11 protein-coding genes are annotated in these 12,752 nt (G+C 64.1%); all 11 read right to left on the bottom strand.

Translation table 11 applies throughout. The features are described 5' to 3' along the window. Positions 1-123: 123 nt before the first annotated feature. The 11 genes from VVT58_RS18840 to VVT58_RS18790 are packed head-to-tail and all read right to left on the bottom strand — an operon-like array spanning position 124 to position 12,749. A complete protein-coding gene (locus tag VVT58_RS18840) occupies positions 124-753 on the bottom strand; it encodes a glutathione S-transferase family protein (RefSeq protein WP_327754490.1) in 630 nt (209 codons plus the stop codon). A 41-nt stretch (positions 754-794) separates the two neighbouring features. Beyond that, entirely contained in the window at positions 795-3,251 is a 2,457-nt protein-coding gene (locus tag VVT58_RS18835) for a CoA transferase (protein ID WP_327754491.1), read from the bottom strand. Between the two features lie 38 nt (positions 3,252-3,289). Beyond that, the gene (locus tag VVT58_RS18830) at positions 3,290-4,180 is read right to left on the bottom strand and encodes an SDR family NAD(P)-dependent oxidoreductase (RefSeq protein WP_327754492.1); all 891 of its coding nucleotides are present in this window, start codon (positions 4,178-4,180) and stop codon (positions 3,290-3,292) included. A 59-nt stretch (positions 4,181-4,239) separates the two neighbouring features. Next, on the bottom strand, positions 4,240-5,265 hold the full coding sequence (locus VVT58_RS18825; RefSeq protein ID WP_327754493.1) for an NADP-dependent oxidoreductase: 1,026 nt from the start codon (positions 5,263-5,265) through the stop codon (positions 4,240-4,242). Beyond that, positions 5,262-6,452: an MFS transporter gene (locus VVT58_RS18820; RefSeq protein WP_327754494.1), complete on the bottom strand. Its 1,191-nt coding sequence runs from the start codon at positions 6,450-6,452 to the stop codon at positions 5,262-5,264. Before VVT58_RS18820 ends, VVT58_RS18825 begins: the two co-directional genes overlap by 4 nt. After that, a complete protein-coding gene (locus VVT58_RS18815; protein WP_066563480.1) occupies positions 6,449-7,456 on the bottom strand; it encodes an NADPH:quinone oxidoreductase family protein in 1,008 nt (335 codons plus the stop codon). Before VVT58_RS18815 ends, VVT58_RS18820 begins: the two co-directional genes overlap by 4 nt. Beyond that, positions 7,456-8,628 carry an acetyl-CoA C-acyltransferase gene (locus tag VVT58_RS18810; protein WP_327754495.1) on the bottom strand — a complete coding sequence of 391 codons (1,173 nt, stop codon included), beginning with the start codon at positions 8,626-8,628 and terminating at the stop codon, positions 7,456-7,458. Before VVT58_RS18810 ends, VVT58_RS18815 begins: the two co-directional genes overlap by 1 nt. Before the next feature lie 28 nt (positions 8,629-8,656). Further along, positions 8,657-9,109 carry a MaoC family dehydratase gene (locus tag VVT58_RS18805; protein ID WP_066563484.1) on the bottom strand — a complete coding sequence of 151 codons (453 nt, stop codon included), beginning with the start codon at positions 9,107-9,109 and terminating at the stop codon, positions 8,657-8,659. Then, positions 9,106-11,148, bottom strand: a complete 2,043-nt coding sequence (locus VVT58_RS18800; protein ID WP_327754496.1) for a 3-hydroxyacyl-CoA dehydrogenase NAD-binding domain-containing protein — start codon at positions 11,146-11,148, stop codon at positions 9,106-9,108. The genes VVT58_RS18805 and VVT58_RS18800 overlap by 4 nt, the downstream gene beginning before the upstream one ends. Positions 11,149-11,158: 10 nt before the next feature. Then, positions 11,159-11,956, bottom strand: a complete 798-nt coding sequence (locus VVT58_RS18795) for an SDR family NAD(P)-dependent oxidoreductase (protein ID WP_352000146.1) — start codon at positions 11,954-11,956, stop codon at positions 11,159-11,161. Positions 11,957-11,969: 13 nt separating this feature from the next. Next, positions 11,970-12,749: an SDR family oxidoreductase gene (locus tag VVT58_RS18790; RefSeq protein ID WP_327754498.1), complete on the bottom strand. Its 780-nt coding sequence runs from the start codon at positions 12,747-12,749 to the stop codon at positions 11,970-11,972. Positions 12,750-12,752 lie beyond the last annotated feature (3 nt).

Here is a 12,752-nt window from a genome sequence, read left to right as displayed (position 1 = left end):
GAAACCTCGTGACGTGTGATAATAGGGCGTGCACCCCACCGCCATGACCCTATCGCGCAACGGCCTGGTCGCAATTTGGGCAGAATCGCATGAGCGCGAGGGCGCACGAGGCCCATCCTCCGGTTATTCAATGGCATTGTCTCGCTCGACCGCCATGGCCCGCCGATAGGCCGGGCGTGCTTCGAGCCTGCGGAAATATTCGGTCGCCGCCGGAGCGAGATCATCGCCCAGACCCAATGCCTCTGCGAATTTGATGGCATAGCCGACCGATATGTCGGCTGCCGTGAAATGATCGCCGCACGCATAATCCCGCCCGCTCATCATGCCCATCGCCACGTCCAGACGCTTGAGGAACCAGCGTCGATAATCCTCCGCCACTTGCGGGTTGCGGCGCTCCTGCGGTTCCAGCATGGCGTAGCGAAAATACAGCGTCTGCGGGAAAGTGAGCGTCGCTTCCCCCATGTGCAGAAAGTTGAGATAATCGGGATAGGCGCGATCGGACGGGGCAACGGACAGCCCCGCGCCGGGATGAGTGTCCGCCAGATATTGCACGATGGCAGAGGATTCGCTCATTGCTGCTCCATCCACGATCATAAAAGGAATCGTGCCCAGCGGATTGATTTCCAGATAGTCGGGCGCGCGAAAACGGGGCGGAAACGGCAGCATGTGCAACCTGTATTCCGCGCCCAATTCTTCCAGCATCCAGAGCGCGCGAAACGATCGTGCGCCATCGCAATGATATAGTTCGATCACAGCCCTTCCCTCATGCTGCAGAATGGCGCTTTAACCGTCGATCAGGCCAAGGCGTCCGCCGTCGCCAAGGCGTCGAGACGGTCCTGGCCGTAACCCAGAATCCCACGCAGCACGCGATCATTGTCCCGGCCATAGGGCGGCGCACAAAGCTCATAGCGCGCAGGCGTGCGCGACAGGCGGAATGGCGCTGCCTCGATCATCGCCGTGCCGGAAAGGGGATGGTCGACCCGAACCAGATGTTCCCGCTCGCGCATTTGTGGATCGGCGCCCATGCCGTAGATGGACTGGACGCGATGAGCAGGAATGCCGCACCGGCGCAAGCTTTGCTCCAGCCATTGCACATCCCGCGCTGCCGTCCAGTCCTCGACGATTGCCTCCAGTTCGTCGGCATGCGCCCGGCGCATTTGCGCGGTGGCGAAGCGCTCGTCCCGTTCCAGACTTGCGCCGCCCATCAGCAGGGCCAGATCGCGCCACTGCCCGTCATTCTCGACAGCGATGGCGATCCATTGATCCTCGCCAGCCGCCCGGAATACGCCATGGGGCGCCATCAGCGCGTCGCGATTGCCCACCGCCCCCTGTATCTCGCCTGTCACCAAACAGGCCGCGATTTGCGGCGCCAGAAACTGCACGCCCGCCTCGACCTGGGATATGTCGAGATGGCACCCCTTGCCTTTCCGCCGCCGGTAATCCAGCGCGGCGAGCAGCGCCGCCAGGCCAAAGCGCGGCGCCACAAAGTCTGTATAGGGTCCATAAGGACCGACTAGACGCCCATCCGGTCCACCAACGATATATTGAAACCCGGAAAGGGCCGCGCCGTGGTTCCCATATCCCGAATAGCGTGCGTTGGGACCATCCTGCCCGGACAGGGACGTGCTCACCATCACCAGTTCGGGATTGATGGCACGCAGTTCTTCATAGGAAAGATTCCATTTGGCCATCTGGCCGGGCGTGAAGGATTCGACAAGGACATCGGCCCACCGGACGAGATCGCGAACGACGTCGCGCGCCGGTTCCTTGGACAGGTCGAGCGACAGTCCCAACTTGCCGGCGTTGCAGGTCTCGAACAGCGCGGATTGCTGCACGTCATATTGGCCGTGCGGGAACGGCCCCATGACGCGCGCGGTCTCGACCCGACGCGAGGATTCAACGCGCACGACCGCCGCGCCGAAGTCCGCCAGGGCGCGTCCCATCAACGGACCCGCGACCACCCAGGCAAGGTCGAGCACTTTCAGTCCCTCCAGCGGCCTGTCACTCATGTTGTGGGCGACGGCAGGAGCGGGCAGCGACCGCCTTACGGCCAACCACTCGTCCCGGACTTCGGCGTCATGTTCGCCCAGCCGGGGAGCAGGACGGGGCCGCACAAATCCGTCAGGGCAGCCGCGGGCGAAAGCCCCAGGCATCCTGTAGGGTCCGAAGGGACCATTTATGGTGTCGATGAAGTCACGCGCTGCTAACTGGGGGCTTTCGGCCAGATCGGCAACCGTCAGGATCGGCGCTATGCGGACGCCGCGCCGGATCGCGACCCCGACCAGTTCGTCCTTGTGCCGCGTGGCGAGAAAGGATTGCACCCAGGCCCGAACCGTGTCGAGATCGGCCTCGCTGACGTCCCCGGCAAGGATCTTCTCGTGAAGCGTGCTCCAGTCCCAGTTGCTGAATGTCGGGTGGAACCAGCCCTCATCGCGCATCCATGTCATGAGCTTGTTGGATGCGGGACCGGCGGCTAGCCCGATGCCCAGATGCATCTCCGCCAGACCGTCCGACACTGTCCATTTGGACTTGCGCGTGATGGACCCGCTCCCGCTCAGGTCCACCACATGGTCGTCCCCCGCCTTCCTGCGCGGGACGAAATCCGCATGCGCTACTCCTTCGGCAAGGACGGCTCCGAGCGTGCACTGGGGCAGGGTCTGCACGACCGCCAGATCGACATGCTGGCCCAGGCCCGTGCGCGTGCGGTCGGCCAGCGCGATCAGTGCCGCGCTGGCGGCCGTCGCTCCGGCATGCAGATAGGCTTGCGGCACGCTGATCCGCAATGGGCGGTCGTCATGGCCGCGCGTCAGCCAGAGGTGGCCGCCCGCTGCCCACAAGGTGATCTCACTGTCCGGCCAGTCGTGTTTGGAGCCTTCCAGTCCGAACGGCGTGATCGAAACATGGATAAGGTGCGGATGGCGTTCGGCCAACATGCGCGGATCAAGCCAGGACGGCCGCCCTTGCGCGGGCGTGCGGGATTCGATCAGCAGATCGGCCGATTGCAGCAAACGCTCCCATAGCGCCTCTTCCCGACCGGGATCCACGACGATGGACCGCTTGCCTGCGGCGTAAGTGGCCCAGAACAGGGATTGATCCCCGTCGGGCCAATCCGGTGCGAACGGCGCAAGCTGCCGGGCAGGATTCCCCCGTTCGGGTTCCACCTGCACGACGTCCGCGCCCATCTGCGCCAGCATATGGCCGGCCAGCAGCCCGCGGTGATCGCACAGATCGAGAACCCTGTAGGGTCTCAAAAAGCCTTCGCCATATCCCCTCATATTCGGTAGCGGCGTTACCGGACGATCTCTTGCAGCCCGGCAACTTCCATGCGGTGCTGTTCCGGGCCGGACGCCGGCACATGCTCGCCCGCACGGTCGCCGATCCTGTCCATCTGCGACAGGATAGCCGCCGCCATATCTTCTTCCTCGATCAGATAGGCGCCTCTGGTCATCGTCACATGCGCCCGTGCGAACCGGCCCGCGCCAGCGAGCATGATGGCACGGGTCGGCGCTTCTTCGGCGCATAGGGCGACGATGGCGGGAGCGACCATATCGCTGCCCAGACGCGCAAGGTCGCCGCTGTCGTAGAGGCCGCTGGTCATGCCCGTCGCCGCGCTGGGCGCAAGGCAATTGACGTGGATGCCGTAGCGCTCCCCCTCGATCGCGAGCGTCTGCATCAGGCCGACCAGCGCCATCTTGGCCGCGCTGTAATTCGCCTGGCCGAAATTCCCGTATAGTCCCGACGATGAGGTGGTGAAGACCACCCGGCCATATCCCTGTTCGCGCATCAGGTTCCAGACGGCGTGCGTGCAATGGACCGATCCCATCAGGTTCACGTCGATCACGGCCCGGAAATCTTCGATGGTCGACTTTGCGAAGGTGCGATCGCGCAAGATGCCGGCATTGTTGACGAGGATGTCGACTTGTCCCCATCGCGCCACAATCTCATCGACCATCCCGGTTACGCTGCCGGGATCGGCGACGTTGGCCGAACAGGCGATGGCCTGTCCGCCCGCGGCGACGATTTCCTGCGCGACCGCCTCGGCATCCTTTTGGGACAGGTCATTCACCGCGACCATGGCGCCATGCCGGGCCAGCGCGAGGGCGTGTGCACGACCCAGACCCTGGCCGGCGCCGGTCACAAGAGCAACGCGCCCGGAAAGCGAGATAAGGGGAGCTATCATGAAGTCGTCCTTTCGATGGCTGCCTCCGCTGCCTGCGGAGGGCGAATGAACCGCGCCGGTCAAGGGCGCGCGTCCTCGATGTTGAGGCGAATGAGGGGCTTGCCCGCGAAACCACCGGCGAAAAGATCCTGAATGGCTTGCGGAACACTCTCCAGCCCGTCACGGATTTCCTGCCATGGACCAACGGTTCCGTCCGCGATCCATGCGGACATCTGCTCGCGAAAAGCATCCAGCAGGTCGGCGCGGTCGGAATAGGGCAGATAGCCCTGGATATGGATACGCTGCGTCACGATGCGGTTGAGGTTGTGCATCGTTTCGGAGGCGCGCTCCTGATTATAGCTGCCGATCATTCCGCTGATCGCAAACCGCGCATTCGGGTTCGCGCTGGCGAGCGCGGCGTCGAGATGCTCGCCCCCCACATTGTCGAGGTAGATGTCGATGCCCTGCGGAGCCGCCGCCGCCAGCTTTTCCTCCAGCGAACCGGGGGATTTGTAATCGATCACCGCGTCGGCGCCGATCTCTTTCAACCGCTCACCCTTGGCGCTACCTCCAGCGGAGCCGACGACCTTCAGGCCGATGGCCTTGCCGATCTGCACCGCAGTGCTGCCGACCGCACCCGCCGCGGCCGACACGAACAGCGTCTCCCCGGCTTTGGCCTTCGCAATTTCGAACAGGCCGAAATAGGCGACAAAGCCGGTAGAGCCCATAGCGTTCAGATAATGTTCGAGCGCGCCGGACGAGGGCAGCTTTTCGAAGCTCGATGCTGGCCCCTGCCCGTAATCGCGCATGCCGAACTGGTGAAGAACCCGGTCGCCGGGTTTGAAACCGGCGGAGCGTGACGCGATCACTTCGCCCACGGCCCAGCCCGGAATGGGATCGCCCAGAACATAGGGCGCAAGATAGCCGCGCGTCTCTGCCGACATCCGCACCCGCATGGCCGGCCCGACCGTGAGCCAGTCGTTCCGCACCCGAAGCTCGCCTTCGGCAAGCGGCGCATCGTCAAAGTCGCGCAATTCGAACAGATCGCTGCTGGGGAGGCCTTCGGCCCTCCTCACGAGCGTCCATGCACGGGATTTGGTTGTCATGAAACGGGATTCTCCAGAATTTCAGGGGCCGACCGCGATCCGCGCTCGGCATAGAGGGTCAAGGCAGCGGCAATGCCAAAGCATATGAACGAGCCGTAGAAGGGCAGATCGGCGGATGACAGCAACAGGCCGGCGGCGATGATCGGCCCAGTGGCGAGGCCGGCAAACTGCATCGTGACCCACAGGACCGAGAGGCGTCCGCTGGGATCGAGCGTGGCGACCAGCCCGGCGCAATAGGGCAGGATCAGCACCCAGCAGAACATGAAGACAAAGGCCGCCGCCGCGAAACTCGTCCGGCCGCTGTCGAACACAAAGATCAACACGGCGATGCACAGGCCCGCCGCGCCAGCCGATATGGGCAGCCGCCGCCCCGCCCTGTCCCCTACGGCGGACACCAGAAGGCTCGCAGCGATGCCACCTATGGTTGCTAGGGACAGGGCGCTGGCAACCGCTTCGCCCGACATGTCGCGATCCAGCCCCAGCACGCCCACCAGCGGCCATGTAAGACCGACGCCGACCAGCAGAATGAAAGTCCCGAGCAGCGCGGACAGGCCATATCCATGGCCGGGCTTCGTAATCTTCTCCGCCTTGGGTTGAAGATCCGCGACGCCTGTGGGCAGCCAGCGAAGCAACAGAATGGCGAGCGTCGCCAGAGTGACGACCGACATGAAAAGCCATTGCGGATGCCCTATGGCACTAAGCCGGCTCAGTAGGGCCAGCATGACGGTCGTCGCGGCCAGATTTGCGGTGAGATAGATCGCAAAGATACGATCTGGTATCGGAGTGACCGCGATGCTGGCGGACAATAATCCCTGAAGCGCGCCAGCCGCCAGACCCGCGATGAAGCGGGCGACGATGAGCGTCAGGAAGGTCGTGGCATAAGCGGAAAGCAGATTTGCCCATATGATCAGAACCAGCCCGACAAGGGCCGCCTTGCGCCGGTCGAGCCTGCTCAGCCATGCTGCCACGAAAAGGGTCGTTACCGTCGTCCCGCCCATCTCCGAAGAGGTGATGAGCGCGATCTCGCTGTCGGTCAGGCCGATATTCGAGGACATGCCGGCGAGCAGCCCCGGCATCGCAACGATGATGGCGGCGCTTGCCAGCCCTGTCAGGACGATGGACATCACCGGCAGAACCCCGATCGCTCGGGGCGCGGACATGCCCAGGGCGGTTCCGCCGTCCATCATGCGTCCATCGTGACGATGACTTTCCCGACCGCCGACCGGCTTGCGAGCCGGGCAATGGCCTCGCCGCCTCGGGCGAGAGGAAAAATCTGATCGATCTTGGGCGCGATGCGGCCCGCCGTCCACCAGTCGATCAATTGCAGGATATTGCGCCGGTTATGGTCTGGCGCGCGCTTGGCGAAGCCGCCCCAGAAGATGCCGCGAATATCGCAGGATTTGAGGAGCGGCAGGTTGAGCGGTATCTTCGGTATCCCGGCCGGAAAACCGACGACCAGATAGCGGCCTTCCCAGGCAATGCAGCGGAGGGCCGGCTCGGCATAGTCGCCACCCACGGGATCGTAGATGACATGCGCGCCCTCCGGTCCCACCCGTTCCTTGAACGCCAGCCCCAGAGCGCGCGCCTGCTCCTTGTCGAACGGCGCGCGGCCATAGACCATAACGTCGTCGGCCCCGGCGGCAAGGACCACCTTCGCCTTTTCCTCGCTGGATACGGCAGCGACGACGCGCGCGCCCATGACCTTGCCAATTTCGATGGCCGCCAGCCCCACGCCGCCCGCTGCCCCCAGCACCAGAAGCGTCTCACCCGCCGTCAGATTTCCCCGATCGGTGAGCGCATGGATCGTGGTGGCATAGGTGAGCAAAAGCCCGGCAGCCGCGACGGGATCTTGCCCTTCGGGAATCTTGAACGCGTCAGCCGCATCGAACACGGCATATTCGGCGAGGCCGCCGCTCGATTGAGCCAGGGTCGCGATCAGACTGTCGCCCTGTCGCCAGCCCGTCACGCCCTCGCCCACCGCATCCACGATGCCCGAAACCTCGACACCCGGCGCGAAAGGCCGTGGCGGCTTGAACTGATATTTGTCCTCGATGACCAGAACGTCGGGGTAGTTGATGCCGCAAGCCAGCACGCGCACGCGCAACTGGCCAGGACCGGGGTCCGGCACCGGAATATCGGACAGCCTCAGGGATTCCGGGCCGCCCGGTTCGATGGAAAGCAAGGCTTTCATCACAGAACCTCGAACAGGCCGGCAGCGCCCATGCCGCCCCCGACGCACATCGTCACCACGACATAGCGCGCCCCGCGCCGACGCCCTTCGATCAGAGCGTGCGCAACCAGACGCGCGCCCGACATGCCATAGGGATGGCCGATGGAAATCGCCCCCCCGTTCACGTTCAGCCGGTCTTCCGGGATGCCCAGCCTGTCCTGGCAATAGATCACCTGGACGGCAAAGGCTTCGTTGAGTTCCCAAAGGCCGATGTCGTCCATGGTGAGGCCGAAGCGCTGGAGCAGCTTGGGAATGGCGAACACCGGGCCGATGCCCATTTCGTCAGGTTCCGTGCCCGCAACCGCCATGCCGACATAACGGCCCAGAGGACGCAGCCCGCGTTCGGCGGCCAGACCGGCATCCATGATGACGACAGCCGCCGCACCGTCGGACAACTGGCTCGCATTGCCCGCCGTTATCGTGCCGCCTTCGACCACGGTCTTGAGCGCGGCCAGTCCTTCGGCGGTGGTTTCGGGCCGTGCGCCCTCATCCTTGGTCAGCGAGACGAGCTGGGACGACACCGCGCCGGTGGCCTTGTCGCGCACCGTCATGGTCGCTTCGACGGGCACGATCTCGTCATCGAACGCGCCATTCTGCTGCGCGGCCGCCGTGCGCTGCTGCGACCGCAGCGCATAGGCGTCCTGCCGCTCGCGCCCGATGCCATAACGCCGCGCGACGGTTTCGGCGGTTTGCAACATGGGCATGAACATATCGGGCACCATCGCCACCAGTTCGGGATCCTCATCGATCCTGAGCGCCTCGGTCTGAACCAGCGAAATGGATTCGACGCCGCCCGCCACGATCACCTTCATCCGGTCGACCATGATCTGCTTGGCCGCTGTGGCGATTGTCATGAGACCGGAAGCGCATTGCCGGTCGAGCGACATGCCCGCGACGGTGACGGGCAGTCCGGCACGCATCGCGGCGGTTCGGCCGATGGTGGACTGATAACCCTGCTGCAACGATGCGCCCAGCAGCACATCGTCGATTTCGGCCGGATCTATGCCGGCGCGGGACACCGCCGCCCGGATCGCATGAGCGGCAAGGGTCGGCGACGGTGTCGCGTTGAACGCACCGCGATAGGCGCGCCCGATGGGAGTCCGCGCGGCTGACACGATAACGGCGTCCTGCATTATAAATCTCCTAGGCAGACCCTTATGGTCACACAAAAAACTGGGTTACCCACGTCGCCACGACAGCGGGCTTTTCCTGCCCCTCGACTTCCACGCAGATGTGCTGCGTCTGCTCGAAGTGGCCGGGGTTCTTCTCTTTCACGCTCCTGAGCGTCGAAGCCGAACGGATGCGGCTGCCGGCCTTTACCGGCGACACGAACCGCACGCGGTCAAAGCCGTAATTCACGCCGACCTTGATGTCCGGCAATCGCGCCGCCGTGGTCTTTTCCTCAAGATAGGAAAGCAACGACAGGACCAGAAAGCCGTGCGCAATGGTGCCCCCGAAACGGGTCTCGCGCGCCCGCTCCGGATCGACATGGATATGCTGCCAGTCCATCGTCGCATCGGCGAAGCGGTCGATCATCGCCTGATCAACCGTCAGCCAATCCGAATGGTGCGTGACCCCGGTATCGGCCTGCAAGCGCACCAGCATGTCGCTCATCCGGCGTTCGCTTCGTCGAGCGACCGGCCACTGCGCGCAGCATCGACCAGAAGCGGTGACAGCGAGAAGTCGTCGCCCAGCCGATCCGCATAGCGCTCAAGGTCGGCAACGACGGTGGCGAGGCCGACCTGCTCCGCCCAGAACATCGGTCCGCCGGTATGTCGCGGCCAGCCATAACCGTAGATCCAGACGACATCGATGTCCGATGCACGCTGGGCGATGCCCTCGCTCAGAATCTTGGCTCCTTCATTGACCATGACGTGCATGGTGCGAACCATGATTTCCTCGTCGGAAATGGCGCGCGGCGTCACGCCGGCCTTCGCCCGGAACGCGTCGATGATCCCGCTCGCGACCGGGGAGGGAAGATGACGGCGCTTCTCGTCATAGTCGTAGAAGCCGCCACCGGCCTTCTGCCCCCAGCGGCCCACGGCATTGAGCGCGTCGCGCAAGCTTTCGATACGGGTGGGGTCGCGATGCCAGCCGATGTCGACGCCGGCGAGGTCGATCATCTGTAACGGCCCCATCGGCATGCCGAAGGCGACCGAGACACGGTCGATCTGATCGGGCGTCGCGCCTTCCAGGAGCATCTCCATCGCACCCTCCAGCCGAGGGTCCAGCATCCGGTTGCCGATGAAGCCGAAGCACACGCCCGATACCACCGGCACCTTCCCGATCTTGCGCGCGATCGCCATGCCCGTGGCCAGCACGTCCGGCGCAGTCTTGTCGCCGCGCACCACCTCGACCAGCTTCATGATATTGGCAGGCGAGAAGAAATGCAGGCCGACAACGTCCTGCGGCCGTTTCGTCGCCTGCGCGATCTCGTCGACCGAGAGATAGGATGTGTTGGAGGCGAGGATCGCGCCCGGCTTTGCGATGCCGTCGAGCCGTGCGAAAATCTCCTTCTTCACGTCCATATTCTCGTAAACGGCCTCGATAATGAGATCGCAGTCCGAAAGGGCGTTGAAATCCAGCGTGGGCGTAAGCAGCGCCAGCGCGCCCTCGACCTGCGCGCTGGTCATGCGCCCCTTGGCTGCGGTGGCCTCATAATTTTTGCGCATCAGGCTTGTGCCGCGGTCGAGCGCTTCCTGGGCCATCTCTACGATCGTGACCGGCATGCCGGCGGACAGGAAATTCATGGAAATTCCGCCGCCCATCGTACCTGCGCCGATCACACCGACCTTTGCGATGGACCGCAACGGCACATCCTTGGGCTGGCCGTCGATCTTGGCGGCGGCGCGCTCGGCAAAGAACGCATGGCGCAACGCCTTCGATTGCGCGCCGTCCATCAACCGATGAAAAAGGCTCCGCTCCTTCTCCTGCCCCTCGGCAAGCGACAAGGTGGTCGCCGCCCGGACGGCCTCGATACAGGCCTGAGGCGCGTCGAGACCCTTGATCTTGCGCGCATTCTGTTCCGCGAACCGGTCGAACTCGCCCCCCTCGAAGGAGACGGCACGCTCGCCGGTGGGACGCGGCCGGTCGAGCGTCGCGGCGTAAGCGATGGCGTCTTCCACCAGGCTTGCCTCCGGCGCGATCTTGTCCAGCAGACCGATTTCCAGCGCCTTGGTCCCTGAAATGGGGCTGCCCGAAACGATCATGTCAAGCGCCGCAGAGATGCCGACGAGGCGGGGAAGGCGCTGGGTGCCGCCGGCACCGGGCAACAGACCCAGCGCGACTTCGGGCAGCCCCAGCTTCGCGCTCGCGGTCGCCACGCGATAGTGCGCGCCCAGCGCGACCTCCAGCCCGCCGCCCAGCGCGGAACCATGGATGGCTGCGACGACAGGCTTGGCACTGGCTTCGATCGCGTCGATCACCACCGCAAGTCCCGGCTCAGCGAGCGGCTTGCCGAACTCGGTGATGTCGGCGCCCGCGCTGAACATCCGCCCTGCCCCGTGGATCACCACGGCGGAAACGCCATCGTCGGTCTGGGCGGCCTGCACCGCCTGATAGACTCCGCGCCGGACATCCTCGGACAGCGCATTGACAGGCGGATTGCCGATCTTGATTTCCAGAACAGTGCCGTGGCGATGAGTCTCGATCATAATATCTCTCTCAAAAAATGGTCTCGCCCAGAGCGCTGGGTCGGGCGAAGGGGTGAGAAGTCGAAAGCCCTGCATCCACGACCAGGGCGTGCCCGTTGACGTAGCTGGCATCGTCCGATGCGAGAAAGGCGATAGCCTGAGCGATTTCGGCCGGATGTCCGCCGCGCCGGAGCGGGTTGAGCTTGCCGATCGACCCCTCCCGGCCCTTGGCGCGCGCTTTGTCATACAGGTCTTTGGTCATGCCGCTTTCGATGAGGCCGGGGCAGACCGCGTTGACGCGAATGCCCGATCCGGCAAGCTGCTGCGCCGCGATCTGCACGAGGTTCATGACGCCCGCCTTCGACGCCGAATAGGCCGGACCGCCCGCCCCCGCGCGCAGCGCCGCGACCGAAGCGGTGCAGACTATGGAGCCGATCCTGCCGGTATCCAACATGGTCCTGGCGCCAAGTCGGACGGCCAGAAACGGACCGATCAGGTTGATGCGCAACACCTGTTCCCAGCTTTCGACACTCTGGTCTAACAATCCGGCTTCGCCGCCCGTCACGCCCGCGTTCGCGCAGACGATGTCGACGCCGCCGAAGCGGCTTGTCGCCAGCGAATACATCGCCAGCACATCCTCCTCGCGTCCAGCGTCGCCCTGCATCGTGATGATGGCGTCATCCCCAGCAAAGCTGTCCGCCAATGCCGGGCTTGTATCGAACGCGATCACCTGCGCGCCTTCATTTGCAAACAGACGCGTTGTCGCGGCGCCGATGCCTGAGGCCGCGCCAGTAACCGCCACAACTTTATTCGTGAAGCGCGCCATGATTTTGATCCTGTATTCACGCCACCGGGGCGATGGTCATGCCGCCGTCCACGACGATGGCCTGACCTGTCACATAGGAAGAGGCGTCGGATGCAAGGAAAAGGGCGGCTCCCGCCATTTCTCCCGGCTCCCCGATACGGCGCAGCGGGATTTGCTGGCTGAACGCCTTCTCCTTTGCGGGATCTTCCCATAGCGCCTTGGCGAAATCGGTCCGTGTCACGCCAGGCGAGATGGCGTTGACCCGCACCTTATGGGGTCCAAATTCGACGGCCAGATTGCGGACCATTGCCAGATCCGCCGCTTTCGACAGATGATAGGTGCCGATGGTGTCCGAACCGATATAGGCGCCGATCGACGAAACGATGACGATCGATCCCGATTTGCGCTCGATCATGGACGGCGCGACCATCTGCGCCAGCCAGTGGTTCGACAGGATGTTGTTTTCCAGAATTTTGCGGAACTGGTCGTCGTTGATACCCAGAGTGGAGCCGTAATAGGGGTTGGACGCCGCGTTGCAGATCAGAATATCGATCGGGCCGAGACTCTCCTGGGCGTTCTTGACCAGCGCCTCAAGCGCCGCCTTGTTCGAAATGCTGGCTTCGATGGCGATTGCGCGGCCTTCGCCGGAACGCGCGTTGATGGCAGCCGCAACCTCGTCGCAGGAAGCCTGTTTGCGGCTGGAAATGACAACGCGAGCGCCCGCGTCGGCCAGTGCCTCAGCGATGGCGCGGCCAATGCCGCGCGACGATCCCGTCACGATTGCGACCTTGCCGCTCAGGTCAAACAATTTGCTCATATT

The sequence above is a fragment of the Sphingobium sp. SJ10-10 genome (genome assembly GCF_036038995.2).
Lineage (GTDB): Bacteria > Pseudomonadota > Alphaproteobacteria > Sphingomonadales > Sphingomonadaceae > Sphingobium.
Note: the sequence above shows the minus strand (reverse complement) of the source record. Positions and strands in the feature narration are given on the sequence as shown.

Coding starts and splice junctions, on each gene's coding strand:
- VVT58_RS18830 (WP_327754492.1), bottom strand. CDS start 4,180: ATGATAGCTCCCCTTATCTCGCTTTCCGGGCGCGTTGCTCTTGTGACC.
- VVT58_RS18825 (WP_327754493.1), bottom strand. CDS start 5,265: ATGACAACCAAATCCCGTGCATGGACGCTCGTGAGGAGGGCCGAAGGC.
- VVT58_RS18820 (WP_327754494.1), bottom strand. CDS start 6,452: ATGATGGACGGCGGAACCGCCCTGGGCATGTCCGCGCCCCGAGCGATC.
- VVT58_RS18815 (WP_066563480.1), bottom strand. CDS start 7,456: ATGAAAGCCTTGCTTTCCATCGAACCGGGCGGCCCGGAATCCCTGAGG.
- VVT58_RS18810 (WP_327754495.1), bottom strand. CDS start 8,628: ATGCAGGACGCCGTTATCGTGTCAGCCGCGCGGACTCCCATCGGGCGC.
- VVT58_RS18805 (WP_066563484.1), bottom strand. CDS start 9,109: ATGAGCGACATGCTGGTGCGCTTGCAGGCCGATACCGGGGTCACGCAC.
- VVT58_RS18800 (WP_327754496.1), bottom strand. CDS start 11,148: ATGATCGAGACTCATCGCCACGGCACTGTTCTGGAAATCAAGATCGGC.
- VVT58_RS18790 (WP_327754498.1), bottom strand. CDS start 12,749: ATGAGCAAATTGTTTGACCTGAGCGGCAAGGTCGCAATCGTGACGGGA.